The 25,283-nt window shown below is 74.7% G+C and carries 31 protein-coding genes and 1 pseudogene; 16 read left to right on the top strand and 16 right to left on the bottom strand.

All coding sequences use genetic code 11. The features are described from left to right. Positions 1-61 precede the first annotated feature (61 nt). From AB0F89_RS19425 to AB0F89_RS19405, 5 genes are all read right to left on the bottom strand, one after another. Complete coding sequence (locus AB0F89_RS19425; protein WP_367138129.1) at positions 62-2,356, bottom strand: heavy metal translocating P-type ATPase; 2,295 nt, start codon at positions 2,354-2,356, stop codon at positions 62-64. Then, a complete protein-coding gene (locus tag AB0F89_RS19420; protein WP_367138127.1) occupies positions 2,349-3,284 on the bottom strand; it encodes a hypothetical protein in 936 nt (311 codons plus the stop codon). Before AB0F89_RS19420 ends, AB0F89_RS19425 begins: the two co-directional genes overlap by 8 nt. 110 nt (positions 3,285-3,394) lie before the next feature. Beyond that, positions 3,395-3,601, bottom strand: coding sequence for a heavy-metal-associated domain-containing protein (locus AB0F89_RS19415; protein ID WP_367138125.1), 207 nt, complete (start codon positions 3,599-3,601; stop codon positions 3,395-3,397). 26 nt (positions 3,602-3,627) lie between these two features. After that, positions 3,628-3,909: a metal-sensitive transcriptional regulator gene (locus tag AB0F89_RS19410; protein WP_367138123.1), complete on the bottom strand. Its 282-nt coding sequence runs from the start codon at positions 3,907-3,909 to the stop codon at positions 3,628-3,630. A 198-nt stretch (positions 3,910-4,107) separates the two neighbouring features. Beyond that, a complete protein-coding gene (locus AB0F89_RS19405) occupies positions 4,108-4,299 on the bottom strand; it encodes a hypothetical protein (RefSeq protein ID WP_367138121.1) in 192 nt (63 codons plus the stop codon). Between the two features lie 206 nt (positions 4,300-4,505). Between AB0F89_RS19405 and AB0F89_RS19400 the strand changes: the two genes are divergently transcribed. The 5 genes from AB0F89_RS19400 to AB0F89_RS19380 all read left to right on the top strand — a co-directional run bounded on the left by AB0F89_RS19400 (position 4,506) and on the right by AB0F89_RS19380 (position 7,939). Then, entirely contained in the window at positions 4,506-5,183 is a 678-nt protein-coding gene (locus tag AB0F89_RS19400; protein WP_367138119.1) for a response regulator, read from the top strand. Then, a complete protein-coding gene (locus tag AB0F89_RS19395) occupies positions 5,183-6,580 on the top strand; it encodes an ATP-binding protein (RefSeq protein ID WP_367138117.1) in 1,398 nt (465 codons plus the stop codon). The genes AB0F89_RS19400 and AB0F89_RS19395 overlap by 1 nt, the downstream gene beginning before the upstream one ends. Next, entirely contained in the window at positions 6,577-6,789 is a 213-nt protein-coding gene (locus AB0F89_RS19390) for a hypothetical protein (protein WP_367138115.1), read from the top strand. The genes AB0F89_RS19395 and AB0F89_RS19390 overlap by 4 nt, the downstream gene beginning before the upstream one ends. A 71-nt stretch (positions 6,790-6,860) precedes the next feature. Further along, positions 6,861-7,085, top strand: coding sequence for a hypothetical protein (locus AB0F89_RS19385; protein ID WP_367138113.1), 225 nt, complete (start codon positions 6,861-6,863; stop codon positions 7,083-7,085). A 50-nt stretch (positions 7,086-7,135) separates the two neighbouring features. Next, positions 7,136-7,939 carry an alpha/beta hydrolase gene (locus AB0F89_RS19380; protein WP_367138111.1) on the top strand — a complete coding sequence of 268 codons (804 nt, stop codon included), beginning with the start codon at positions 7,136-7,138 and terminating at the stop codon, positions 7,937-7,939. Between the two features lie 4 nt (positions 7,940-7,943). Here AB0F89_RS19380 and AB0F89_RS19375 read toward each other — a convergent pair whose 3' ends face one another. Next, positions 7,944-8,162, bottom strand: a complete 219-nt coding sequence (locus AB0F89_RS19375) for a hypothetical protein (RefSeq protein WP_367138109.1) — start codon at positions 8,160-8,162, stop codon at positions 7,944-7,946. Between the two features lie 223 nt (positions 8,163-8,385). Between AB0F89_RS19375 and AB0F89_RS19370 the strand changes: the two genes are divergently transcribed. Next, positions 8,386-9,255, top strand: a complete 870-nt coding sequence (locus AB0F89_RS19370) for a cellulose-binding protein (RefSeq protein WP_367138107.1) — start codon at positions 8,386-8,388, stop codon at positions 9,253-9,255. A gap of 65 nt (positions 9,256-9,320) precedes the next feature. Here the strand turns inward: AB0F89_RS19370 and AB0F89_RS19365 are convergent, their stop codons facing one another. Both AB0F89_RS19365 and AB0F89_RS19360 read right to left on the bottom strand, forming a co-directional pair. Next, positions 9,321-9,707, bottom strand: coding sequence for a VOC family protein (locus tag AB0F89_RS19365; RefSeq protein ID WP_367138105.1), 387 nt, complete (start codon positions 9,705-9,707; stop codon positions 9,321-9,323). Next, positions 9,704-10,006, bottom strand: coding sequence for an ArsR/SmtB family transcription factor (locus AB0F89_RS19360; protein ID WP_367138104.1), 303 nt, complete (start codon positions 10,004-10,006; stop codon positions 9,704-9,706). The genes AB0F89_RS19365 and AB0F89_RS19360 overlap by 4 nt, the downstream gene beginning before the upstream one ends. Positions 10,007-10,118: 112 nt before the next feature. On the opposite strand from AB0F89_RS19360, the gene AB0F89_RS19355 reads away from it, so the two are divergent. Both AB0F89_RS19355 and AB0F89_RS19350 read left to right on the top strand, forming a co-directional pair. Then, on the top strand, positions 10,119-11,279 hold the full coding sequence (locus tag AB0F89_RS19355) for a glycoside hydrolase family 6 protein (RefSeq protein ID WP_367138102.1): 1,161 nt from the start codon (positions 10,119-10,121) through the stop codon (positions 11,277-11,279). An 87-nt stretch (positions 11,280-11,366) separates the two neighbouring features. Next, a complete protein-coding gene (locus AB0F89_RS19350; RefSeq protein ID WP_367138100.1) occupies positions 11,367-11,729 on the top strand; it encodes a DUF2203 domain-containing protein in 363 nt (120 codons plus the stop codon). Positions 11,730-11,980: 251 nt separating this feature from the next. Here AB0F89_RS19350 and AB0F89_RS19345 read toward each other — a convergent pair whose 3' ends face one another. The 5 genes from AB0F89_RS19345 to AB0F89_RS19325 form a co-directional block, all read right to left on the bottom strand. Then, positions 11,981-13,552 (bottom strand): S8 family serine peptidase, encoded by a 1,572-nt coding sequence (locus AB0F89_RS19345; RefSeq protein ID WP_367138098.1) that lies wholly within the window; start codon positions 13,550-13,552, stop codon positions 11,981-11,983. A 197-nt stretch (positions 13,553-13,749) separates the two neighbouring features. After that, positions 13,750-14,391, bottom strand: a complete 642-nt coding sequence (locus AB0F89_RS19340) for a hypothetical protein (RefSeq protein ID WP_367138096.1) — start codon at positions 14,389-14,391, stop codon at positions 13,750-13,752. Then, complete coding sequence (locus AB0F89_RS19335; protein ID WP_367138094.1) at positions 14,375-14,815, bottom strand: DUF4383 domain-containing protein; 441 nt, start codon at positions 14,813-14,815, stop codon at positions 14,375-14,377. The genes AB0F89_RS19340 and AB0F89_RS19335 overlap by 17 nt, the downstream gene beginning before the upstream one ends. A 4-nt stretch (positions 14,816-14,819) precedes the next feature. Further along, positions 14,820-15,407 carry an STAS domain-containing protein gene (locus AB0F89_RS19330; RefSeq protein WP_367138092.1) on the bottom strand — a complete coding sequence of 196 codons (588 nt, stop codon included), beginning with the start codon at positions 15,405-15,407 and terminating at the stop codon, positions 14,820-14,822. 10 nt (positions 15,408-15,417) lie between these two features. Next, positions 15,418-16,377 carry a Ppx/GppA phosphatase family protein gene (locus AB0F89_RS19325; RefSeq protein ID WP_367138090.1) on the bottom strand — a complete coding sequence of 320 codons (960 nt, stop codon included), beginning with the start codon at positions 16,375-16,377 and terminating at the stop codon, positions 15,418-15,420. A gap of 100 nt (positions 16,378-16,477) precedes the next feature. Between AB0F89_RS19325 and AB0F89_RS19320 the strand changes: the two genes are divergently transcribed. Next, positions 16,478-17,284: an SDR family NAD(P)-dependent oxidoreductase gene (locus AB0F89_RS19320; protein WP_367138088.1), complete on the top strand. Its 807-nt coding sequence runs from the start codon at positions 16,478-16,480 to the stop codon at positions 17,282-17,284. Between the two features lie 72 nt (positions 17,285-17,356). Here the strand turns inward: AB0F89_RS19320 and AB0F89_RS19315 are convergent, their stop codons facing one another. Beyond that, complete coding sequence (locus tag AB0F89_RS19315; RefSeq protein ID WP_367138086.1) at positions 17,357-17,542, bottom strand: hypothetical protein; 186 nt, start codon at positions 17,540-17,542, stop codon at positions 17,357-17,359. A gap of 51 nt (positions 17,543-17,593) precedes the next feature. Here AB0F89_RS19315 and AB0F89_RS19310 point away from each other — a divergent pair, with 51 nt between their 5' ends. The 6 genes from AB0F89_RS19310 to AB0F89_RS19285 all read left to right on the top strand — a co-directional run bounded on the left by AB0F89_RS19310 (position 17,594) and on the right by AB0F89_RS19285 (position 21,939). Continuing rightward, positions 17,594-17,965, top strand: a complete 372-nt coding sequence (locus AB0F89_RS19310; protein WP_367138084.1) for a hypothetical protein — start codon at positions 17,594-17,596, stop codon at positions 17,963-17,965. 10 nt (positions 17,966-17,975) lie between these two features. Next, complete coding sequence (locus AB0F89_RS19305) at positions 17,976-18,482, top strand: GNAT family N-acetyltransferase (RefSeq protein WP_367138082.1); 507 nt, start codon at positions 17,976-17,978, stop codon at positions 18,480-18,482. A gap of 33 nt (positions 18,483-18,515) precedes the next feature. Beyond that, positions 18,516-19,436: an anti-sigma factor RsbA family regulatory protein gene (locus AB0F89_RS19300; protein ID WP_367138080.1), complete on the top strand. Its 921-nt coding sequence runs from the start codon at positions 18,516-18,518 to the stop codon at positions 19,434-19,436. 82 nt (positions 19,437-19,518) lie between these two features. Next, complete coding sequence (locus tag AB0F89_RS19295; protein ID WP_367138078.1) at positions 19,519-20,259, top strand: alpha/beta fold hydrolase; 741 nt, start codon at positions 19,519-19,521, stop codon at positions 20,257-20,259. A 61-nt stretch (positions 20,260-20,320) separates the two neighbouring features. Beyond that, entirely contained in the window at positions 20,321-20,971 is a 651-nt protein-coding gene (locus AB0F89_RS19290; RefSeq protein WP_367138076.1) for an HAD family hydrolase, read from the top strand. Positions 20,972-20,979: 8 nt separating this feature from the next. Further along, positions 20,980-21,939: an LLM class F420-dependent oxidoreductase gene (locus tag AB0F89_RS19285; protein WP_367138074.1), complete on the top strand. Its 960-nt coding sequence runs from the start codon at positions 20,980-20,982 to the stop codon at positions 21,937-21,939. A 17-nt stretch (positions 21,940-21,956) separates the two neighbouring features. Here AB0F89_RS19285 and AB0F89_RS19280 read toward each other — a convergent pair whose 3' ends face one another. After that, entirely contained in the window at positions 21,957-23,375 is a 1,419-nt protein-coding gene (locus AB0F89_RS19280) for a serine/threonine-protein kinase (RefSeq protein WP_367138073.1), read from the bottom strand. Positions 23,376-23,604: 229 nt separating this feature from the next. Further along, complete coding sequence (locus AB0F89_RS19275; protein WP_367138071.1) at positions 23,605-24,912, bottom strand: PucR family transcriptional regulator; 1,308 nt, start codon at positions 24,910-24,912, stop codon at positions 23,605-23,607. A gap of 96 nt (positions 24,913-25,008) precedes the next feature. Here AB0F89_RS19275 and AB0F89_RS19270 point away from each other — a divergent pair. Continuing rightward, positions 25,009-25,263, top strand: a pseudogene (locus AB0F89_RS19270) (aminotransferase class III-fold pyridoxal phosphate-dependent enzyme); the annotation flags it as partial. Between the last annotated feature and the right edge of the window lie 20 nt (positions 25,264-25,283).

Raw genomic sequence — 25,283 nt, 5'->3', positions numbered from 1 at the left:
ACGCGAGAGTCCTACGTCCACGGCGCGAGAGTCCTACGTCCAGGACCCCTGAGTTCAACGCTCAGGACACCCCGGCGGGCACCTTGTCCCGAGTGGACCCGGCCGGGCGCGTCGGCCGGCCCTCGCCGTCGGCCGTGCCGCGGAACCCGCGCAACCGCAGGCTGTTCGACACCACGAACACCGACGAGAACGCCATCGCCGCACCCGCGATCATCGGGTTCAGCAACCCCGCCGCCGCCAGCGGCAGCGCCGCGACGTTGTACGCGAACGCCCAGAACAGGTTGCCCTTGATCGTCCCCAACGTCCGCCGCGACAACCGGATCGCGTCCACCGCCGAACGCAGGTCGCCGCGCACCAGCGTGAGGTCACTGGCCTCGATCGCCGCGTCCGTGCCGGTGCCCATCGCCAGCCCCAGGTCGGCCTTGGCCAACGCCGCCGCGTCGTTCACCCCGTCACCGACCATCGCCACGACCCTGCCCTCGCCCTGCAACCGGGCGACGACGTCGACCTTGCCCTCCGGCAGCACCTCGGCGACGACCCGCTCGATGCCGACCTCGGCCGCCACCGCCCGCGCCGCCGCCTCGTTGTCACCGGTCAGCAGCACCGGCGTCAACCCGAGCCCCCGCAACTGCCGCACGGCCTGCGCGGACGTCGGCTTCACGGTGTCCGACACCACCAGCACGGCACGCGCCGCGCCGTCCCACGCGACCAGCACGGCCGTGCGGCCACCCCGCTCGGCGGCCCGCTTCGCCTCGGCCAGCGGACCGTCCAGGCGCACGCCCCACTCGGCCAGCAGCCGCTCGCGCCCGACGACCACCGCGTGCCCGTCGACCACGCCCTGCACGCCGAGACCTTCGAAGCTGCGGAAGTCCTCCACCTCGGGCAGGTCGCCGACCCGCTCCGCCGCGCCCACCGCGACGGCCCTCGCGACGGGGTGCTCGGACGCGTGCTCCAGCGCACCGGCCAGCCGCAGCGCTTCGTCCTCCCGAACGCCCTCCGCCGCGTGCACGGCCACCAGGCTCATCCGCCCCGTGGTGATGGTGCCGGTCTTGTCCAGCACCACCGTGTCCACCCGGCGGGTCGACTCCAGCACCTCCGGTCCCTTGATCAGGATGCCGAGCTGCGCGCCACGCCCGGTGCCGACCAGCAGCGCCGTCGGCGTGGCCAGGCCCAACGCGCACGGGCACGCGATGATCAGCACCGCGACCGCCGCCGTGAACGCCGCCGCCGAGCCGCCACCCGCGCCCAGCCAGAACGCCAGCGTCCCCACCGCGATCGCGATCACCACCGGCACGAACACCGCCGAGATCCGGTCCGCCAGCCGCTGCGCCTCGGCCTTGCCGGTCTGCGCGTCCTCGACCAGCTTCGCCATCTGCGCCAACTGCGTGTCCGACCCGATCCGGGTGGCCCGCACGACCAGCCGGCCGCCCGCGTTGACCGTCCCGCCGACCACCGCGGCGCCGGGCCCGACCTCGACCGGCACGGACTCGCCGGTCAGCATGCTCGCGTCGACCGCCGAGCTGCCCTCGACCACGACGCCGTCGGTGGCGATCTTCTCGCCGGGCCGCACCACGAACCGGTCGCCGACGGCCAGCTCGCCGACCGGGACGCGCACCTCGCGCCCGTCCCGCAGCACGGCGACGTCCTTCGCGCCCAGCTCCAGCAACGCCCGCAGCGCCGCGCCCGCCCGCCGCTTGGACCGCGCCTCGAAATAACGACCCGCCAGGATGAACACCGTCACCCCGGCCGCGACCTCCAGGTAGATCGCGCCCGCGCCGTCGGTGCGGGAGATGGTCAGCTCGAACGGGTGCGTCATGCCGGGCGTGCCCGCCGTGCCGAACAGCAGCGCGTACAACGACCAGGCGAACGCCGCGACGGTGCCCATCGAGACCAGCGTGTCCATGGTGGCCGCGCCGTGCCGCAGGTTCGTCCACGCGGCCCGGTGGAACGGCCACGCGCCCCACACCAGCACCGGCGCGGCCAGCGTCAGCGAGATCCACTGCCAGTGGGTGAACTGCAGGGCCGGGACCATCGCCAGCAGCACCACCGGCGCCGCCAGCGCCGTCGAGACGACGAGCCGCTGCCGCAACGCCCCGGTCGGGTCGTCCTCTTCTTCGACGGCCTGCCCGGTCCCGGTCTCGACGACCGGCAGCGTCGCCTGGTAGCCCGCCGCCTCGACCGTCTCGACCAGCAGCCGCGGGTCGACGTCGGCGGGGAACGTGACGCGGGCCTTCTCGGTGGCGTAGTTCACCGTCGCGGTCACGCCGTCCAGCTTGTTCAGCTTGCGCTCGATCCGCGCCGCGCACGACGCGCAGGTCATGCCGGTGATGGCCAGTTCGACGTCGGTGTCAGCCATGGCTGTGCCCGTCCTCCTCGTGCCCGTCCGCCGCCGCCGCGGTGACGGTGAACTCCGCGGTGCGGACCACCCCGTCGTGCCGGAAGTCCAGGAACAGCCGGTAGCGACCGGCCGACGGCACCTCCGCCACGAACGCGACCCGCGGCCCCGCGGCCGTCCGGCCGTCACCGGGCGCGCCCTCGGGGTGCACGTGCAGGTAGGCGAGGTCGCCCTCGCGCAACGCCACCAGGTGGCCGTACGCCGCCAGGTGGGGCTGGAGGTCGGTGACCGGCGCGCCGTCCCGGCTGACGGTCAGCTGCACGGGTGACGCCCTGCCCGCCACCAGGACGCCGTCCAGGCGCACCCGGTAGCCGTCGACCTCGGACACCCGGGACGGCGGGTAGGCGCGCGGCTCGTAGACGCCGGGCGCGGAGACGTCGACGCCGAGCGTGGTCGCCTCGCCGCCGGTCGGCTTGAAGTCGGCGAACACCCGGTAGGAGCCCGCACCGGCGACGTCCAGCGGCGCGGTCCACGTGCCGTCGGCCGCCATCTCGGGGTGGACGTGCCGGAAGCCGGACGTGTCGCGCCGGACCACGATGAGGTGCATCCGCTTGTCGTGCTCGACGTCGAAGGCGGTGACCGCCGCGCCGTCGGGCCCCAGCACGCGGAACGAGAAGGAGTCGGATCCCGTGGTCAGCGTCGTGTCGGTGGGCGTGAGGGTGTAGCCGCCCCTGGACGACGCCAGCCCGGCGGGCTGGTCCGCGGCCTCCGCGACGGTGCCGCCGTGGTCGTCCCCGTGCCCGGCGCCCTCAGCGCCGGACGTCCCGTCGTGGCCGCGCGGGGCGGCTTCGACGGCGAAGGGACCGACAGCGCTGCCGGCCGCCCAGGCGCCACCGGCGACCAGGGCGAGCACCGCACCGTAGGCGGAGAGCTTCGCTGCTGTGTTCATCTCTCAGTCCTCGAGACTGGTGGAGCCCGCCTCCCGGCGGGCTCCGGATCGGCCGTCGTGCCGTTCGTGCCTGTGGTGGTCCCCACCGGGGTACCACCGGTGGCCGGTCCTCAGCCGGCGAGCGCGTAACCCGCCTCTTCGACGGCGGTGCGCACGTCCGCCTCCGCGACCGGGGCCTCGCTGGTCACCTTGACCGCGCCGGTCGGCAGGTCGACGTCCACGGCGGTCACGCCGTCGATCCTGGCGACCTCCTCGGTCACGGACGCCACGCAGTGACCGCAGGTCATGCCGGTGACGGTGAAAGTGGACTCGGCCATGTCGTGCTCCTCGTTGTCGTTTCGGTTCAGGACCGCACCAGGCGGGCGATCGCCTCGCTCGCCTCGCGGACCTTGGCGTCGGCGCCGTCGCCGCCCTGTGCCAGCGCGTCGGCGACGCAGTGCTTCAGGTGCTCGTCGAGCAGGTTCAGGGAGACGGCCTGCAGGGCCTTGGTGGCCGCCGCGACCTGGGTCAGGACGTCGATGCAGTACTCGTCGCCCTCCACCATCCGCTGCAGGCCCCGGACCTGGCCCTCCACCCGGCGCAAGCGCTTGAGGACGGCGTCCTTGTCCGAGCTGCGACCCCGCATGCCCCACTCCCCTCGGCCACCCGTCGGGTTCGGCGGCGCGCCTGGGACATTCATACCCCTGGGGGGTATCGCGGTCAACCCGGGAACCCGGAGCGGTGACCACGCTCACCCTACCCCCGTACTGTATCGGGAGGCGGGCGCGCGGAGCACCGGCGGGTCGTCCCAAGAGGACGGCGTCGGGTGCGCGGTCCGGCGGGATCAGCCGGTGCAGCGGAAGCAGAAGTGCGGGCCGACCGGGCGGTCGAGGCCGTGCCAACCCTCCGTGACGGCCTGCGCCCAGAGCGGCTTCCAGGTGGCGGCGGCCTCGCCGGGCCGGTGGTGGGCACGTCCGCAGTGGTCGCAGATCAGGACGAGCTGGGACGTGTCGTGGTCACCGGGGATGGCGGTCACAGTACCGGTATCCACTTCCGAGTCGGGTGCGGGGCGGGCTCCGACCGCCTCGCGGCCGACGCTGGGTCGTGCACCCGGATTGTCGTGCGGACCCGGACCGCCGCAGCCGGAAACGCCCGTGCGCAACCTTGCGATCAGCTTGCGATCAGTGCACGGAGAGTGGTCGTGCGGCACTATGGTGGCCCCTAGCACGAGGATCCAGTGCCATGGAGTTGTCCGTACTGCTGGTCGAGGACGACGAGCACATCCGCCAGGCGCTGGGGCTCGCCCTCGCCGACGAGGGCTTCGCGGTCAGCGACGCGGTGTCCGGCGAGGAAGCGCTCGACCTGCTGGAGGGCGCCGCGTTCGACGTCGTGCTGCTGGACCTGATGCTGCCCGGGGTGGACGGCCTGGAGGTGTGCCGGCTGCTGCGGTCCCGCGGCGACCTGCCGATCATCATCGTGACCGCGCGCGCCGACGCCGCCGACGTGATCGCCGGGCTGGAGGCGGGCGCGGACGACTACGTGACGAAACCACTGGTGGCGAGCGTGCTGGCGGCCCGCATCCGGGCGCTGCTGCGGCGGCGCGGCGGCGGCCGGCAGGACGAGGTGATCCGCGTCGGCGACCTGGAGATCCGGCCGGACGTCGGCACCGTGCAGCGCTCCGGGCACGAGGTGCACGTGACGCGGACGGAGTTCCGGCTGCTGGTGGAGCTGGCGTCGGCGGGCGGCCGGATCGTGACCCGCGAACAGCTCCTGCAGCGCGTCTGGGGCTACGACTACTTCGGCGACACCCGGCTGCTCGACGTGCACATCCGCCGGCTGCGCCGCAAGGTCGAGGCGAACCCGGACGAGCCGACGCTGGTCGTGACGGTGCGCGGCGCGGGCTACCGGGTGGACGCCTGATGCCGCGGTTCCCCCCGCGCCGGCCGTTCCCGCTGCGCCGGCGGTTCTCCCTGCGCTGGCGGGTCGCGCTCGCCCTCGGGCTCGGCTCGGTGCTGCTGACCAGCGCGGTGGCGGTGGCGGTGTGGAACCTCACCTCCGGCTACATGCTGCGCCAGCGCGAGCAGAGCGCGGTCCGGCAGGCCGAGGTCAACGTGCGGCTGGTCGACGAGGCGCTGCGCACCGGCTCCGGCGGGCTGACCGGGCTGCTCACCGGGCTGACCACCGGCCCGGACTCCACCATCCTGCTGTTCCACGACGGCCAGGTGCTGACCAGCGGGCGGCAGGTGGACGCGCGCGGCCTGCCCCGGCGGCTGGTCGACCTGGCCCGCGCGGGCACGCCCGCCGCGCAGCGGATCGTCGCGGACGGCGTCCCGGTGCTGGCCGTGTCGCTGCCGATCGAGTCGACCGACGCCGCCTACGTCGAGCTGGCGCCGCTGGTGCAGCTGGACCGGACGTTCCGGTTCCTCAGCGCCCTGCTGGTGGCCGTCACCGTGGCCAGCGGCCTGCTGGGGGTGGCGCTGGGCTCGTGGGCGAGCAGGCGGGCGCTGCGCCCGCTGACCGAGCTGACCAGGGCCGCCTCCCGGATCGCGGGCGGCGACCTGCGGTCCCGGCTGCCGACCCAGACCGACCCCGACCTGACGTCGCTGGCCGGGACGTTCAACGCGACCGCCGAGGCGCTGGAGCAGCGGGTGCGGCGCGACGCGCGGTTCGCGGGCGACGTGAGCCACGAGCTGCGGTCGCCGTTGACGACCATGGTCAACGCCGCCGAGGTGCTGCGCCGCCGCCGGGTCGAGGTGCCCGGCACCGCGGGCAAGGCGCTGGACCTGCTGACGTCGGAGGTGGACCGGTTCGCCCGGCTGGTGGTGGACCTGCTGGAGATCTCCCGGGCCGACCAGCAGGACGAGGACCCCACGCTGGAGACCATCGACCTGGTCACCCTGGTCGGCAACGTCGTCGCGGCCCGACCGGGCGGCCCGGTGCCGGTGGACACCGGCTCACCGCCGCCGCAGGTGCTCGGCGACCGCCGCCGGCTGGACCGGGCCGTCGACAACCTGCTCGACAACGCCGAGCGGCACGCGGGCGGCGTGGTGCGGATCGGCGTGTTCTCCCGGTCGGGGCGGGCCCGGATCGAGGTGGACGACGCCGGGCCGGGCGTGCCGCCGGAACTGCGGGACCGCATCTTCGACCGGTTCGACCGGGGCGCGCGGGCGGGCAGCCGCGGCGCGGACACCGGCAGCGGCCTGGGCCTGGCGCTGGTCGCGCAGCACGTGCACCGGCACGGTGGCACGGTGCGGGTGGAGGACCGGCCGGGCGGCGGCGCCCGGTTCGTGGTGGAACTGCCGGAAGGTGGGAGATGAGGCTCGCAGCGCTCTTGCTGGCCGTGGCGGCCCTGGTCACGTCGTGCGGCGTCACCACCCAGGACGAACCGGAACCGCTGGTCACCTCCACCGCGAACCCCGTGCCGACGCCGACGCTCACCCAGCGGCCGGACCCGACCACCTCCACGACCACCGCGCCGCCCACCACCACCGGCTCGACGCCGACCACCACGGCGGCGGGGTTGTAAGCCAGTTGTCAGGTCCCCACCAGGCGGTTCGGCGCACCATGGGTTCATCCGGGACGAAGGCGGGGGCAGCCGTGGACCACGACCAGTACCAGACCGACCGGCACTACCGGGAAGCCGTGCGCAAGCTGTCCGCCGAGTTCGCCGGCAGGCTGTCGCGCGGCGTGGTGGCGAGCACCGTGCTGGACGCCCGCCGCGACCTTCAGGGCCAGATCACCCCCGAGGCCATGGCCGAGATGCTGCACCGCCTCGCCCACCACCGGCTGGGCACGCTCGTCGGCGAGGCCGCCTCCCGCTGAGCGCGGCCGACCGCGTCGAGCCGCCACTCGTCGCCCCGCATGATGGTGAGGTGCGCAAGCGGTTGTTGTCCGTGCTCGCGGTCGTCGCCATCATCGTGACCGTGGTGTTCGGCGGTGTGTTCGCGTTCCAGCGCGAGCTCGTCTACCTGCCGTCCGGCGGACCGCTGCCGGACGCGGCCGAGGTGCTGCCCGGCGGGCGTGACGTCACCCTCCGCACCGCCGACGACCTGCGGCTGACCGCGTGGCACTTCCCGGTCGACGCGGCCCGCGCCACCGTGCTCGTCGCGCCGGGCAACGCCGGGAACCGGGGCCTGCGCGTCCCGCTCGCCCGCGCCCTCACCGCCCGCGGCCTGTCCGTGCTGCTCCTGGACTACCGCGGCTACGGCGGCAACCCCGGCGACCCGACCGAGGCCGGGTTGGCGCTGGACGCGCGCGCCGCCCGCGACTTCCTGGTGCGCGAGGCGGGCGTGCCGCCGGAGCGGCTGCTGTACTTCGGCGAGAGCCTGGGGTCGGCGGTGGTCGCCGAACTCGCCACCGAGCACCCGCCCGCCGCGCTGGTGCTGCGCTCGCCGTTCACCGACCTGGCGGCGGTCGGCGCGCGGCACTACCCGTTCCTGCCGGTCCGGTGGCTGCTGCGGGACGCGTTCCGCACCGCCGAGCACGTGGCGCGGGTCGACGCGCCGGTCACCGTCGTCCTCGGCACGGCGGACGCGGTCGTGCCGCCCGAGCAGAGCCGCGCGGTCGCGACGGCGGCCGGCGCCCGGGCGGTCGAGGTGACGGGCGCCGACCACAACGACCGCGTGCTGCTGGACGGCCCGCAGCTGGTCGACGCGATCGCCGGTCAGGCGCCCTGAGGGGCTACCAGCCCCCGTCCGGCACGGGCCCGTCGTCGGGCAGCGGCACGTCCCGGTGCTGGTCGGCGACGTCGGCCGGGTCGGCCTCGGGCACCTCCGGCGGCTCCGCCGGGGTCTGCGGCCTGCCGACCGACGCCTCCTCGTCCACGGTCCCGGAGTCGTTGTCCTGGTCGACCGCGCGCAGTTGGTCGGGCACGTCGTTCCACGGCTTTTCCACGCTCATCGGTGATCCTCCACAGCGGCTGCGGACAACAGGACGCCCGCTGCTGCCAAGCGTCGCAGCGGGCGGTCGGTCACGAGTGGGTTCACACCCCATCGGGTTACCAAACCCCGCTCGCCGATCGACCCGGGCCGGCCGATTGGCCTCCACGCCCGGGAGTGCTAACAAGATCATGGGCGGCTCGCGGCGGGACGCGGGCGATCACGGTGAGGAAGGTGTGGCGCTGATGGCGGTGGACGGGGACCTGGTCCCGTTGCGGGCGGACTTCGACGTGGTGTGGCGCGGCTACGACCGCCGCCAGGTGCGGCGCCACGTGGAGGCCGCGGAAGCGGAGCTGAAGGTGCTCGCGGCCGACCGGGACGCGGCCGAGGCCAGGGCCGACGACCTGGCCCGCCAGCTGGAGACCGCGCGGGCGGAGATCCGCGCGCTGCGCGAGCACGTCGACCGGATCTCCCGGACGCCGATCAGCCCGGCCGCCCTGACCGAGCGGCTGCGGCGGATGGCCGAGCTGGCGCACGAGGAGGCGGCGGAGGTCGTCACCCGGGCGCGGGCCGTCGCCGAGGGTCACTGGAGCACCGCCGAGCGGGCCGCGGCCAGGGTGCGCGACCGGTCGGAACGCCTGGTCGCCGAGCTGGACGCCCAGCGCCGGCGGGCCGAGGCCGAGCACCGGGCCCTGATGGAGGAGGCCGCCGAGCGGATCCGGCTGGCGACCGGCGAGGCCGAGCGGCGGCGGCGCGAGCTGGACGACCTGGCGGCGGCGGCCCGCGAGGAGGTCCGGGTCGACTTCGAGCTGGCCATGAGCGCCCGCCGCGCCGAAGCCGCCGCCACCGTCGCCGAACAGCGGGCCGCCGCTCAGGCGCGGGCCGAACAACTGGTCCGCGACGCCGAGGACCACGCGCGCCGCATCCTCGCCGAGGCCGGGCAGCGGGTGGACGAACTGCGCGCCCGCCGCGACCACATCGCCGCCGGCCTGCGCGACGCCCGCCGCCTGCTGGCCGAGGCCACTCCCCTGCTGCACGCCCCGCTCGACGAGATCCCGACCCAGCGCACCGAAGCCGTCCCCACCGACCCCGTCCGGCACGCGAAGGCGAGCTGACCCGACCGCCCTACCGGAACCGTCCTACTGGGACGGTCCCGGCCGGACGGTCCGGTGACCGGCGATCACTTGTACTGGGCGATCTGGATCAGGTTGCCGCACGTGTCGTCCAGCACCGCGGTGACGACGGGACCCATCTCGGCCGGCTCCTGGGTGAACCGCACCCCGAGGCCGCGCAGCCGGTCGAACTCGGCGGGCACGTCGTCGACGGCGAAGGAGGTGACCGGGATGCCGTCCTCGACCAGGGCCGTCTTGAAGGGCTTGGCGGCCGGGTGCTCGTCCGGCTCCAGCACCAGCTCGGCGCCGTCGGGGTTGTCCGGTGAGACCACGGTCAGCCACCGGTGGACGCCGAGCGGGACGTCGTTCTTCTTCACGAAGCCCAGCACGTCGGTGTAGAAGCGGAGGGCCTTCTCCTGGTCGTCGACGAAGACGCTGGACAGGTGGATCCTCATGAGGTGCGCTCCGGTGCGTTCGGTTTGAGCCATCGAGTCGCGATGCGCTCAAGCGGTTCGGTGTTCAGGTCGTGGAACTTGTAGCGGCCCTCGCGCCGGGTGCGGACCAGGTCCGCGGCCTCCAGCACGGCCAGGTGCTGGCTGACCGCCTGGCGGGTGAGCCCCAGGCCGTGCTTGGCCGACAGCCGCGCGCAGATCTCGAACAAGGACTGGCCGCCCCGCTCCGCCAACTCGTCGAGGATGCGCCGGCGGGTCGGGTCGGCCAGCGCCTTGAAGACATCGTCAGCCACGGACCCCATGATAGGCAAGTGAATACTTGCCTATCAAGTCGGGGTTGTGATCCAGCTCATGAGGAAGCATGCTGGCGGCTCGTTGGGAGCGCTCCCAGGAAGCGATGTGAGGAGCAGGCGAGTGGAGAACGCAGCGAGACGACGGCGGATCGGGTTGACCCTGGCCGCGGCCGTGGTGTGCGCGCTGGTCGGCGCGGGCGGAGCCGGAGCGGAGGTCGGACAGGTGACAGCTTCAGGACCGCCGCACCTGCCCAAGGGCACCAAGTTCTACGTCGAACCGGAGTCCAACGCCAAGCGCCAGGCCGCGCAGTGGCGGGCGGAGGGCCGCACCGCGGACGCCGACCTGATGGCCGCCGTGGCCGCGCAGCCGACCGCGATCTGGTTCACCACCGCGGGCGCCGAGCAGGTCCGGCGGGACGTGCGCGACGTCGTGCGCAACGCGCGCGCCAAGGGCCAGGTGCCCGTGCTCGTGGCGTACTTCGTGCCGTACCGGGACTGCTCGCAGTGGTCGGCGGGCGGCGCGCGCAGCGAGCAGGAGTACAAGGAGTGGATCGACGCCTTCGCCGCCGGCATCGGTGACGAGAAGGCGGTCGTCGTGGTCGAGCCGGACGGCCTGGCCCTGCTGACCAGCGAGCCGTGGTGCACGATCGGCCCGGACGAGGAGCTGGTGCCGCAGCGGTTCCGCGAGATCAACCACGCGGTGGACGCGCTCAAGCGCGGCAAGCACACCAGGGTCTACCTCGACGCCGGGCACTCGGCGTGGCAGGCGCTCAACGACTACGACGCGGGCTACGGCGAGCCGCGGCAGCAGCTGGGCATCGTCAACCGGCTGCTGCGGGGCGGTGTCGAGCGGGCCGACGGGTTCGCGCTGAACACGTCGAACTACCGCTTCACCGAGGACCTGGTCCAGTACGGCACGCGCATCTCCAAGTGCCTCTACCTGCGCACCGAGGAAGGCGCCGCCGACTGCCCCGCCGAGGCGGAGCTGGACGCGATGCCGGTGCGCAAGTCGAAGATGACGCACTTCGTGCTGGACACCAGCCGCAACGGCCGGGGCCACTACACGCCCGGCGAGGGCGAGACCGACTGGTGCAACCCGCCCGGCCGCGGCCTGGGCGAACGCCCGACGGCGAACACCGGCATCCCGCTGGTGGACGCGTTCCTGTGGGTCAAGCGGCCCGGTGAGTCGGACGGCGAGTGCCAGGGCGGGCCGGCGGCCGGCCGCTGGTGGCCGGAGCAGGCGCTGGAGCTGGCGAAGCTCGCCTCACCGCCGCTGCGCTGAGACCGGGCGGGGGTCGCCGGACCGACACCGGCGACCCCCGCCGCGGGTAACCTGTGCCGCGTACGGCAGGCCCGAGCGGACCGGGGGATGGCCTTGTTCACAGTGCCCGAGGCGCGCGCGGAGCTGGCCGGCCTGCTGCCGGTGCTGACCGAGATCGTCGAGGTCCGCGCCGACGCCGCCGAGCTGGCCGCGTCGCTGAACGGCGACGGGGCGCCGACCGACCTCGGCGGCCTGCCCGAGCTGAAGGCCGCGCAGGCCAGGCTGGACGACCTGATGACGACGGTGCAGGCGACGGGCGCGGAGCTGAAGGGCTTCGCGCCGCTGCTGGTCGACTTCCCGGCCGAGCTGGCCGGCGTGCCGGTGCTGCTGTGCTGGCTCGAAGGCGACGAGGGCCTGCACTGGTACCACCGCGCCGACGTGGGCTTCGCCGGACGCCGCCCGCTGGCCTGACCCCGGCCTGACGCCTGGCCCGAAGCCCTGCCCCGACGACGAAACGGGTGGGTGGGGACCGGGTCCGGCCCCCACCCACCCGCACCCTCGCGGACAGTTGGTCACTGCGTCGGAGGGGGGTCGCGTCGCGGCGGCCGTCGGCCGGTGAGCCGTCGGACTTCCTCCACGAGCGCAGGGTGGAAGCACCCGCGGCGCGTGGGGTCGCCGCGCGCCGCGGGTGTCGTTCGGGTGCAGGGAACCTGAGCAGGGAATCAGAACGCGATGGACCAGGCGTCGATGGTGCCGGTGTCGTAGGTGTAGACGTCCTTGACCTGCAACTTCCACGTGCCGTTCTTGGTCTCCGCCGACGTGTCGACCTTGAACGTCTCGTGGATGCCGTCCGGCGAGCTCTCGCCGCCCGAGGGCCGCAGCGGGATCGCCTTGCCGCTCGGGCCGATCAGGTCCACCGCGAGGTCGGCGGTGTACGGGTGCACGATGTCGACCTTGACCGACGTCGTCGCCGTGCCCGCCCCGTCGCAACCGGACACCTCGATGCCGGACGTGACCGCTTCGCCGGCGTCCGGGATCGCCACGTCCTCGGTGGACGAGCCGCCCGGGCAGGTCGGGCCGGGCTCGCCGCCGCCGATGAAGCCGGTGAACAGCAGCTTGTTCGGCGTGCTCGCGCCGGGGTTCTGGATCACGTCGGGCGTGGCGTTGTCGATCAGCGCCTTGGCCACGTCGGCCGGGGCGGCGGCCTTCGCGGCGCTCAGGTGCAGCGCCGCCGCGCCCGCCACGTGCGGCGCCGCCATCGACGTGCCGCTGATCGTGCGCTCGGCGCCGTTGTTCCAGGTGGAGGTGATGTTCGCGCCGGGCGCGAAGAGGTCGGTGCAGCGGCCGAAGTTGGAGAACGTGGCGCGGTTGTCGGCCTTGTCCGACGCGTTGGCCGTGATCGCCTCGGGGACGCGCGCCGGCGACGTGTTGCAGGCGTCGCGGCCGTCGTTGCCGGAGGCCACCGCGACGGTGACGCCCGCCGCGACGATCTTCTGGACCGCCTCGTCGATGGAGGTGTTGCCGGAGCCGCCCAGGCTCATGTTGGCGACCGCGGGCTTGGCCTGCTGCTGCGCCACCCAGTCCAGCCCGGCGATGATCTGCGACCACTGCCCGGAACCCTGGCAGTTGAGCACCCGGACGCCGACCAGCTTCACGGCCTTCGCCACGCCGTAGGTGGTGGAGCCGATGGTGCCCGCGACGTGCGTGCCGTGGCCGTGGCAGTCCTGCGCCTCGGCGTCGTCGTCGATGAAGTCGTGGCCGTCGACGGCCCGGCCGCCGAAGTCCGGGTGCGCCTTCTGCACGCCGGTGTCGATCACGTACGCCGTGACGTCGGCGCCGGTCGCGGTGTAGGTGTACTTGGAGTCCAGCGGCAGGGCCTTCTGGTCCACCCGGTCCAGGCCCCAGGTCGGGTTCTCCTGGGTCTCGGTGGCGTGCGCGACGCCGTCCTGCTCGACGTACTCGACCACCGGGTCGGCGGCGAGCCGGCGCGCCTGCGCCTCGGTCATCGCGGCCGAGAAGCCGCGCAGCACGGCGCGGTAGGTCTGCCGCACCTCGCCGCCGTACCGGCCGATCAACGAGACGGCCAGGTCGGGCGCCTGCTCCATGGTGACCGCGGACTCCCGCAGCGCGACGATGTAGCTCCCGTCGACCGCACCGGGCTGACCCACGCCGATGATCTCGCCCTCGGGTTGTCGCCCGGCCCCGTAGCCGTAGCCGGCCCCGGTCAGCAGCAGGGCCGCCGTCGCCAGGCAGGCGGTGACGACCCTCCGCCGGGTCGAGCGATGGTGTCGCATCGGTCGTTCTCCGTTCCACTAGGCCGCCCAGCACGGGTGTCGGTCGAGACCGGCGGCCACGTGGACCCACCTTCTGGTGACCAGGGGTGTCTAACAATCCGGGTAGCGGTACGTAGGTCTACGCGAACAAAGCCGTGGCGACCCGTCGGGTCTCGACGGGAACGCCGTGGCGTTCGGCTACCCGGAGCAGTGGACGCTCATGCGTCCGGAGCAGTCACCGGATCGGGCGATCGTCCGCGACGGCTCCCCCGGTACGCCCGCTCCCGCGCCCTCGCGAGCACGGCGGGCGCGAGGTCGAGGCCCGCGGGCCGGTGCCGGAGGGGGTCGAGCGCGGGCAGGTCCCGGTCGGCGGAGAGCGGCCGGACCACGAGCCTGCCGACCGGCCGCCAGGTCCCGCCGACCTCCAGCGTGAACCCCAGCTCGGGCGGCAGGTCGTCCAGCGCCGCCGAGCGGACGCGGTGGTCGGCGTCGGGCACGGCGGACAGCCACGCCAGGCGGTCGCGCCAGCGGAACGGGGTGATGGAGCCGTAGCGGGCGCTGGTCCAGGTCCGCGCGGGCCGGGGCAGCACGCGGGCGAACGACGTGGACAGCAGCACGTCCCACGGGCCGGGCAGCCGGAACGCCAGCCCGAGCACGTCGGGCGCGCCGCCGGGCGTGCCCGCGCCCTTGGACAGCCGGCCGACCACCTCCGTCGCGCCGGTCGGCAGCGGCAGCGCGCCGTCGAACGTCGTGGTCAGCGTGCCCTCGAACCACCGGCCGCGCGGGTGGAACGCCCTGGCGTCGCGCGCGCTCGCCAGCAGCCGGAACGCGGACTCCACCACGTCAGGCACTGCGCGCATTCGGGTTGCCCTTCAGCGCCAGGCCCAGGGCGACCATGCCGAGGCCCAAGCCCAGGTGCAGCCAGTCGTCGGCGGCGTTGAGCGGCACGAAGTTCGCCGCGCTCGCCTCGTCCACGAGCAGGCCGTAGAGCCACAGCACGAGGTACACCGCGCCGCCGCCGACCAGGAACGCCCGCGCGCTCGACGCCGCGCGCGCCATCGCCAGGCCGACCGCGCCGAACAGCAGGTGCACCAGGTTGTGCAGCACGGACACGTGGAACACGCCGAGCAGGTGCGCGCCGGAGTCCGGGCCGGCGAACGTGATGTCGCCGAGGTGGGCGGTGACACCCGGGACGAAGCCGAGCACGCCGACCAGCAGGAACACGACCGCGACCGCCATGGCCGCGCCGCGGACCGGGTGCGGCACCCCCGTGGTGGCGCTCATCGGATCACCTCGCCTGTGACGGTGGTTCGCGCTCGGCTACCCCGCGGTCACCGCTCGAAACGGATCGACCGTCCGGGGCCGGCACACCACCTGGAAGCGCACGCCGCTCGTTGCGGGAGACCGTCCGGCGCGCCGGGGCCCCCGTCCCGCCGTCGGGACCGGCTCCCGGTTCCGCCGCCGGCACCGCCCGCGGCCCACCCGCCGCCGCCCGCGGCCCAGCGCCCGGCACCGCGCGCGGTTCACCGGCCGGGACCGCGCGGCCGGTCGCCGCCGAGGCCACGTCCGGGTAGCGCGGGAACAGCCGGTCCAGGTCCGTGCGCTCGAACACCCGCCGCACGTGCGGCGGCACGGCGGCCAGCCGCAGCCAGCCGCCCGACCGCTGGGCCCGCGCCCTGGTGCGGACCAGCGCGCTCATCGCCTGGGCGCCGCAGAACGCGACCCCCGCCATGTCGAGCACGACCCGGTCACGCCCCTCGGTGATCAGGCGGTCCATCCGGTCCAGCACCCGGCGCGCGCCCGCCAGGTCCAACTCCCCGGTCGCCACGACCACCGCGCACCCGGTCCGGTGGGCCTCGACCGACAGCGCCAGCATCCCGATCCCTTCACGCCACCCGGCAGTGCTCGTCGTCGTCATCGCCCGCCCCCAGCAGGGAGAGCAGCAGCCCCTCCCTGGTGGACCAGGGGCATATCTCCACCTCGTCCTGCCCGGTGGCCACCATCAACGCCTCCGCGACCAGGGCTCCCGCCAACGACTGCTCCGCGCGGTGCCGGGAGATGCCGGGCAGCCGGGCGCGCTTGGGCGCGGGCATCCGGGCCAGCCGGGGTATCCAGCCGCGCAGGTCCTCCAACCGCAGCACGCGCGGCACGAACGGCCCTTCGTGCTGCGGACGCGCGCCGGCCAGCCGCGCCAGCTGCTGGAACACCTTCGAGCAGCCGACGGCCCGGTGGCCGGCGGTGGACGTCCCCTCCAGCGCGGCGATCACCCGGTCGTGCACCAGGACCTGCTCGCGGGCCAGGCCGCGGTGGTCGCGGGCGACGGTCCCGGCCACCGCCAGCCGCCGGGTCGTCGTGCGGGCGCCGAACGGCAGCGAGCGCGTCAGCGACGGCTCGGCGTCCTCGCCCGCCGCCAGCTCCACCGTCCCGCCGCCGACGTCGAGCACCAGCAGCGGGCCGGCGTGCCAGCCGAACCACTGGCGCGCGGCCCGGTAGGCGAGCCGGGCCTCCTCCTTGCCGGGCAGCACGCGCAGCCGCGTGCCGGTGCGGCGGGCGACCTCGGCGATCACCTGGTCGGCGTTGGGCGCGTCGCGGATGACGGAGGTGGCGAACGGGACGATCCCGGCGACCCCCGCCTTCTCGGCGGCGCGGTGCGCGGTGCGGACGGCGGTCACCACCTGGTCGACGCCTTCGGGGCGCAGCCGGTTGTGCCGGTCGAGCGCCCGGTCCAGGCGGAGGCGGGTCTTGTGCGAGACCACCGGGTGCAGGGGAGAGCCCGCCACGACGACGAGGTGGGCGCTGAAGCAGCCGACGTCGAGCACACCGACCAGACCGGGTCTTCCGGACATACGTCACCACCATCCGCGGAAGAGAGTTACCTGACAGGATGCCCCCGGGCACATCGGGTGAAACCGGATTGGGTGATCCGACTCCGGGTAGTTCACCTCCATGACTGCTTCGGAAAGGCCCCTGGCGGTGGTGACCGGCGCGTCGAGCGGGATCGGGCTCGAACTGGCCCGGGTGTTCGTCGAGCACGGGTACGACCTGGTCGTGGCGGCGGAGAACGACGCGGTGCACGACGTGGCGCGGGAACTGGCCACCGGCGGCGCGCGGGTCGACCCGGTGCGGGCGGACCTGGCCACGTTCGCGGGCAACGAGGACCTGGTCGCGGTGGTCGAGGGGTTCGGGCGGCCGGTGGACGCGCTGGCGGTCAACGCCGGGATCGGCATCGGCGGCGACTTCGTGGACGACAGCGACCTGCGGACGCACCTGCGGGTGGTGGACCTGAACATCGGCTCCGCGGTGCACCTGGCGAAGCGGCTGGTGCCCGCGATGGTGGACCGGGGCGCCGGGCGGGTGCTGTTCACGTCGTCGGTGGCGGCGACCGCGCCGGGGCCGTTCCACTCGGTGTACGCGGCGTCGAAGGCGTTCCTGGCGTCGTTCTCGCAGGCGTTGCGGGAGGAGCTGCGGGACAGCGGGGTGACCGTGACGGCGTTGATGCCGGGACCGACGGACACCGACTTCTTCCGCCGGGCGGGCATGACCGACACCAAGGTCGCCACCGGCCCGAAGGACGACCCGGCCGAGGTCGCGCGGGCGGGGTTCGAGGCGCTGATGGACGGCGACGACCACGTGGTGGCCGGTTCGCTGCGCAACAAGGCCCAGGCGGTCGCGGGCCGCGCCCTGCCGGACCCGGTGAAGGCGCGGGCGATGCGGGCGATGACCGAACCCGGTTCGGCCGACTCCGGCTCGTAGGAGCGGGGCGGGTGTCGGACGGAGGTCCGTAGGAGCGGGTGGGGACCGGCGGACCGGTCCCCACCCGCCCGCTCACGACCGCGGCGGCTCCGGCTCGACGCGGGGCTCCGGCTCGGGCGTCCCCTCGGGGTCGGGCGTCTCGTCGCCGATCAGCGCGCGGTACTCGTCGACCTCCTGCGGGGTGGGGTCGATCGGGGCCTCCTCGGCCACCTCGTCCGGGTCTACCGGCTGGTCCGCTGGGTCCTGTGCTGCCGTCATGCCCGCCGGTTACCCGGTGTGCGCCTGCTCGAACGGGGTAACCGTGAGGCCGTGACCATCCACGTCAGAAGAGCTGTCCCCGCCCTGCCCGACCTGGTGTTCGCCGCCGCCGCCGACCCCTCCCGGCTGGCCTCCTGGTTGCCCGAGCCGTACCGGGTCGTCGGCCGGGCAGACGACGTGCTGATCCTGCGCGCGCACGACGAGCCGCGCCAGGTCAGCCTGGCCGCCGACTACGACCGGCTGCTCCTGACCTGGGAACCGCTGGCCGCGCACGGCTGCCGGGGCGCGCTGCGGGTCTCGCTGGCGGGGGTCGCGGGCAGCGTCGCCGAGCTGGAGGTGGACGACTGCCCGGACGAAGGGCTCCCGGCGCGCCTGCTCGAAGCGCTCGGGACCGAGGTTGAGCGGGACCTCGCCGCCGGCTGACCATGGGCCGGTGGAGATCCGCCCGGCCCGACCCGCCGAACTGCCCCTGCTGCCCCTGATCGAACGCGCCTCCGGCGAACCGTTCCGCGACTTCGGCATGCCGGAGATCGCCGACGACGACCCGATGCCGCTGCACACCTTGGAACACCTGCGCGTCTGGGTGGCGGTCGACCCGCGCCCGGTGGCCTGGGTCGCGGTCGAGGTGGTCGACGGCGCCGCCCACGTCGAGCAGATCAGCGTGCACCCCGACCACGCCCGGCGCGGTGTCGGCGCGGCGCTGCTCGACCACGTCGAGCTCTGGGCGGGCGCCGAGGGGCTGGACGCGCTGACCCTCACCACGTTCCGCGAGATCCCGTGGAACGCGCCTTATTACCTCCGACTTGGATTCCACGAGGTCGCGGACCTGTCGCCGGGGCTGGCCGCCGTCGTCGCGGACGAAGCGGCGCGCGGCCTGGACCCGGCGACGCGCGTCGTGCTGAGCAGGCCGCTGCGCCGCGGCGCGCGGGCGCGATACTGAGGGCGTCCGCGGACTGTTCGGAGGTTCCCCAAGGTGGTCGATTTCGTGCACGAGGCGTTGCTCTACCGCGACGACGAGCAGTACCTCGCGGGAACAGTGCCGTTCGTGCGCGACGGTCTCACAGCGGGCGAACCGGTGCTGGTGGCCGTGCCGCAGCGGGGCATCGACCTGCTGCGGCCGGCGCTGGGCCGGCAGGCCGAGCAGGTCGAGTTCCTGGACATGCGGCGGGCCGGGCGCAACCCGGGCCGCATCATCCCCGGCGTGCTGGCCGCGTTCACCGACAACGCGACGGCCGCCGGCGGTCGGGTGCGGATCGTCGCCGAGCCGATCTGGCCGGACCGCACCGACCTGGAGTACCCGGCGTGCGTGCAGCACGAGGCGCTGGTCAACACCGCGTTCGAGGACCGGCCCGCCTGGATCCTCTGCCCGTACGACGCGGCGAACCTCACCCCCGAAGCGGTGCGCGACGCCGAGTTCACCCACTCGACCGTCGTGGCGGCGGAGCAGCGCAGGCCCAGCACCGGCTACCGCGAACCGTTCCTGGTCGCCGAGGAGTTCAACCTCCCGCTGCCACCGCCGCCGCCGGGCGCGCTCACCCGCCGGTTCGACCTCGACGCCCTGGGCGGCGCCCGGCGGCTGGTGGCCGAGTTCGCCACCGGCGCCGGCCTGACCGCGGACCAGGTGGAGGACTTGGTGCTCGCGGTCAACGAGCTGACCACGAACAGCGTCGTGCACGCGGGCGGCACGGGCACGCTGCTGCTGTGGCGCGAGGGCGGCACGGTGGTGTGCGAGGTGCGCGACCGGGGCCGCATCGCCAACCCGATGATGGGCAGGCGCAACCCCGGCGTGAGCGCGCACGGCGGGTACGGCGTGATGCTGGTGAACCTGCTGTGCGACCTGGTCCGGGTGCACACGCGCGAGGACGGCACGGTCATCCGGGTGTACGTCGGCTGACGCGGCGGGTGTGGGCTTGAACACGAACCACCCTCGGTTCAACCGGCGCGCCCGAGCCCCGTCTCCCGGCAGAATCGGCGGCGTGACTCCCGCTCTCCTGCTCGCCCACGGCGCCGGCGGCACGGTCCGCGCCAACTTCAGCCCGGTCATCCCGCAGCTGTCGCGCAAGCGCAAGGTGCACGCGGTGGACTTCCCGGGCTCCGGCACGACACCGCGCGCGTCCGCGCCCCTGGAGCTGGACGACCTGGCCGACCGGCTGGTCGCCGCCGCCGACGGCGAGGAGCGGTTCGCGGTCGTCGGCTACTCCATGGGGTGCGCGGTGGCGGTGCGCGCGGCGCTGCGGCACCCGGAGCGGGTGACGGCGCTGGTGCTCACCGCCGGGTTCGCCCGCCTCGACGACGGGACCGCGGAGCGGATGCGCGAGTGGCGCCGGCGGCTGGACGGCGACCGCGCCGCGCTGGCCCGCTACCTGATCTCGACCGCGCTGGGCGAGCCGTACCTGCGGCGGATGACCGCCGAGCAGACCGACGGGCTGCTGGAGCTGATCGCGCTCACCGTGCCGCCCGGCTCGCCGGAGCAGGTGGACCTGGTGCAGCGCGTCGACCTGCGCGCCGAACTGCCCTCGGTGGCCGTGCCGACGCTGGTGATCGGCGCCAGGCACGACCGGTTGATCGCGGCCGCCACCACCCGCGAGCTGGCCGACCTGATCCCCGGCGCGCGGTGGGCCGAGCTGGACAGCGGCCACTCCCCCGCCGCCGAGGCGCCCGCCGAGTGGGTCCGGCTGATCGAGGAGTTCCTGGACGGCGTCGACGGCCGCGGCTGACCGCGCCCCGGCCGGGGGGCCGCCCGGTTTGCCGGTCCTCCGGCCGGGTTAACCAGGCCGCATGACCAACACGCTCGTCCTCGACGTGGACGGCACGCTGGTGGACACCAACTACCACCACGCCGTGGCCTGGTTCCGCGCGTTCCGCCGCTTCGACATCACCGTGCCGACCTGGCGGCTGCACCGCGCGATCGGGATGGGCGGCGACAAGCTCGTCGCCGCCGTCGCGGGCGACCACGCGGAGCGGGAGCACGGCGACGACCTGCGCGCCGCCTGGGAGGCGGAGTTCGAGCCGATGCTGGCCGAGGTCCGGCCGCTGGAGGGCGCGCACCGCCTGGTCTCGGCGGCCCTGGAGCAGGACTTCGCCGTGGTGCTGGCCAGTTCCGGCAAGCGCAAGCACGTGGACCACTACCTCGAGCTGATCGACGCCGTCGACACCCCCTCGACCTCGTCGGACGACGTCGAGGAGAGCAAGCCCGCGCCGGACCTGGTCGAGACCGCCCTGCGGCAGGTCGACCGCGACGGCGGTCGCGCGGTCGTCATCGGCGACTCGGTGTGGGACTGCGAGGCCGCCCAGCGGGCCGGGCTGCCGGTCGTCTGCCTTCGCACGGGTGGTTTCGGCGAGGCCGAGTTGCGCGACGCGGGCGCGTCGGCGGTCTACGAAGAACTCGACCAGTTGCGGGCGGACCTGACCGACCTGCCGATGGCGTAGGAGGAACCGTGCGGATCGGTTACACCCTCATGACCGAGCAGGCCGGCCCGCGCGAGCTGGTCGAGCACGCCGCGCTCGCCGAGCAGGCCGGGTTCGACTTCGAGGTGATGAGCGACCACTACTCGCCCTGGCTGGACGAGCAGGGGCACGCGCCGTACGCGTGGAGCGTGCTGGGCGCGGTCACCCAGGCCACCGAGCGGGTCGAGCTGATGACCTACGTGACGTGCCCGACCGTGCGGTACCACCCGGCGGTGGTGGCGCAGAAGGCGGCGACCGTGCAGCTGCTGTCCGGCAACCGGTTCACGCTCGGCCTCGGCGCGGGCGAGAACCTGAACGAGCACGTGGTGGGGCGTGGGTGGCCGCCGGTGAACGTGCGGCACGAGCTGCTGCGCGAGGCCGTGGAGATCATCTCGCAGTTGTTCGACGGCGGGTACGTCAACTACTCGGGCCGGCACTTCCGGGTCGACTCGGCGAAGCTGTGGGACCTGCCCGAGCAGCGGGTGCCGATCGCGGTGGCGGTGTCCGGCGGGCAGTCGGTGCGCACGTTCGCGCCGCTGGCCGACGCGATGGTGGCGACCGAGCCGGACGCGTCGCTGGGCCAGGAGTGGGACGTCTTCCAGGGCGGGCCGTCGCGCAAGATCGGGCAGCTGCCGATCTGCTGGGACCGCGACCGGGACGAGGCGGTCCGGCGGGCGCACGAGCAGTTCCGGTGGTTCGCGGGCGGGTGGAAGGTCAACGCCGAGCTGCCCGGGACGGCCGGGTTCGCCGGTGCGACGCAGTTCGTGCGGCCGGAGGACGTGGCCGGGAAGATCCCGTGCGGTCCCGAGGTCGGGCCGGTGGTGGAGGCGGTGGCGCGGTTCCGCGAGGCCGGGTTCACCGACCTGGCGCTGGTGCAGATCGGCGGCGGCCACCAGTCGGGGTTCCTGGAGTTCGCCAAGGGCGAGCTGCTGCCCGCGCTGCGCTCCTGAGCGGCCGGGCCCGGTCGTCAGCCCCGCCCGTTCTCGCTGCCGCGGGTCTTCGAAGGCGGTCCGGTGCGCGTCGGCTGCTGCCCGGAGTTGGGCGCGATCACCACCGGCGCGTTCGTCGGGACCTCGACCGGCGGCTGGCGGACGGTCTTGTCGGTCGTCGTGGGCGCCTCGGTCGTGCCGGTCGAGGTGGTCGTCGTGGTGGTCGTGCTCGGGCCGCCCGCGTCGTCGGCGCCGTCCGGCGACCGCTCGGCCGGGACGGCGTCGACCGCGGTCGACGTGGCGCCCGCCGGGTCGCCCGGCACGACCGCGCCGGTGTCCTTCACCTGCTCGGCGACCGGGTCGCCGACCGTGCTGGTGACCGTCCGCTCGGACCGCTCGCCGGGCGTCGGCTCGTACGTGTCGCCCCACAGCAGGAACCCGACCAGCGTCAACGCCCCGGCCGCGACGACCGCACCGGCCAGCGCCGCCCGGCTGTCCGGCCTGAGCCCCCGACCACCCGCCCCGCCGACGCCTGTCCCGCCGACGTCCGCCGCACCGCCGTCCGCCCGACCACGGCCGGCCTTGAGCGCGTGCCTCGGCTCCTCGGACCGGTCCGCCACGGCCGCGCCGACCAGCGGCGCGAGCCCGGCACTGGCCTGCCGCGCCCGCTCCAGCAGCCGCTCGCACTCCGCCGCCGACGGCCGCCCGTCCGGGTTCGACGCGGTCATCGCGGTCAGCACCTCGGCCCACGGCGCGGGCAGGTCGACCGGCACCCGGGGCTCCCGGTGCAGCCGCGCCAGCGCCGCCTCCGTGTCGCCGCCCGGGTACTCGGGCCGCCCGGTCAGGCACTCCAGCAGCACCAGCCCCAGCGCGTAGACGTCGGCCGAGGGCCGCACGTCGGCGCCCCGCACCTGCTCGGGCGCGAGGTAGCCCGCGGTGCCGACCAGGATGCCGGACCTGGTCACCCTGGTGACCTGGCCCTGCAGCGCCAGCCCGAAGTCGGCCAGGTAGGCGCGCCGCCCGGCGGTGTCGAGCAGGATGTTCGACGGCTTCACGTCCCGGTGCACCACGTCGTTGGCGTGCACGTGGGCCAGCACGCCGGCGACCTGCGCCCCGATCGCGGCCACCGCCTCGGGCGCCATGGCGCCGCGCATCCGGCGGCGCAGCGTGCCGCCGTCGACCGCCTGCATCACGTAGAAGGGCCGGCCGCGGAAGACTCCGGTGCCGTACACCTCGACCAGTCCCGGGCAGCGCAGCGCGGCCAGCACCTCCGCCTCGCGGTCGAGCCTGATCCGGTCCTCGCCCGCCTCCGCGCCGAGGAAGAACTTGATCGCGACCCGGCGGTCCGCCCGGGTGTCCAGCGCCCGGTAGACCTCGGCCATCCCGCCCGACCCGTACAGGGTGCCCAGGGCGTACCTGCCGTCGACCACCTCGCCGGTGAGGTCACCGTCCCACATCCGGTTGAACCTCCGCTGTGTCGACGACGTCGGCCCGGACGCCGGAAGCTACCCGCCCGCCGGCCCGGCCGGCCACCCGGTCCGACCGTTCGGGGAGGCGTACCCACATCCCGGCACCGCAAACCACCACCTCCTTCGGATCACCGAAGCACCAGCGGCAGCCTGACCAGCCGATCGTTGAAGTTCACTCGGTCGAGTGATCTTCGGCCCGCGGTCGCTCCGGGCCCGGTCAGGCGTGCAGGGCGAACCAGAGCTCCGCTCGCGTCCCCGCGGGCTCCAGCGAGCGCCCGAGCAGCTGCTCCACCCGCAGGAGGCGGTTGCGCACCGTGTGGCGGTGCACGCCGAGGCGCGCGGCGGCCGGCTCCGCCTGGCCGTGGCACGACAGCCAGACCCGCACCGTCTCCCGCAGCACGTCGTCCAGCGGCGCGAGGAGGGCGGCGGCGAACCGCGCCGCGTCCGGCGCGAGCAGCCCGGCCCCGGCCACCTCCTCGAAGGTGTCCACGCCCTCCTCCAACGCCCGCAGCGCCTCCCGGTGGCCGCGGGCGACGCTGTGCGCGTCCACCGGGCCGGACGCGGCGGCGGGCACGTCCAGCTCGCGGGCGAGCACGACCACCTGCCCGTCCACCTCGGCCCAGAACCCGGTCGGCTCGGCCCACTCGCCGCGCAGCACGAACACCCGGAACGGCCCCTCGGGCACCCCGTCCACCGGCACGCCCGCCAGCGCCAACCGGAACCGCGCCTCCCGCAGCTCCTTGCGCACCGCCTCGACGTCGTCCGACCCGGGCCGGGACGACGCCTCCGCCCCCTCGTCGGACCGGGCCAGCGCCAGCGTGAGCAGCGACGCGGCGGTGTTCACCACGCCCGCCTCCAGCGGCCGGTCGGCGGCGACGGCCAGGTAGCCCTGCCGCCCCAGCACCTGCATCGCGACGCGCCGCCGCCCCACCTGCCACGCCGCGCCCGCCGGACCGCCCGACGCCGCCAACCGGCGCAGGTGGCCGGTGAGGTCGGGCAGGTCGCCGACGACGTGCGCCGGCGAGCCGTGCGGGTCCAGCAGCGCCACGCCGCCGTCGATGAGCCGGGCCAGCCGCCGCACGACCCCCCGCGGCCCGTCGTTCACCGCCGCGCGGGTCAACGCGCGCTGCGCCGCGCCGGCCTGCGCCACGGCCGCGTACTCGTCCGCCGCGACGGCCCGCGAGACCGCCTTGGTGATCGCGATGAACGGCGTGGCCCGCGGCACCTCCAGCAACGCCAACCCGGCGTCGCGGGCGGCCCGGACCAGGTCCTCGGGCACCCGGTCGTGGCTCAGCCCGGTGCCGAACCCGAGGCCGACCGCGCCCGCGGCCACCAGCCGCCGCACGTAGTCCTCGTGCGGCCCGAGCGCGATGCCGGTGGTCAGCAGCAGCTCGCCGCCCTCCAGGAACGGCGTCGGGTCGGCCAGCTCGGTGCTGTGCACCCACGCCACGACCCGGTCCAGCCCGGCGTCCACGAGCACCGTCAACCCGATCTCGCGGGCCAACGCCCCGACCGTCACCGCCATGGACACTGTGTACAACACCCGAGGGGCGAATCGCCACTATGGACACTGTCGCTCGCTGGTGGAACGGCCGATGCTGAAGCCATGGCCCGGCTGCGCGCGGAGGCGGTGGAGAACGCGGTCAAGATCGCCCGGCACGCCACCGGCCGGCCGGGCGTCGTCGTGCTCGACCACGCCTACCACGGCCGCACCAACCTCACGATGGCGATGACGGCCCGCGAGCTGCCCCACGAGCACGGCTTCGGCCCGTTCACGCCCGGCGTCCAGCGGGTCCCCGGCTCCTACCCCCTGCGCGACGGCCTCACCGGCGAGGAGGCGGCCCGGCGCGCGGTCGCCGCCGTCGACCGGCCGGAGCTGGTGGTCACGGCGAAGGG

This window comes from Saccharothrix sp. HUAS TT1, assembly GCF_040744945.1.
In the GTDB taxonomy this organism is placed as follows: Bacteria; Actinomycetota; Actinomycetes; order Mycobacteriales; family Pseudonocardiaceae; genus Actinosynnema.
This window is presented reverse-complemented; position numbering and strand designations above follow the sequence as displayed.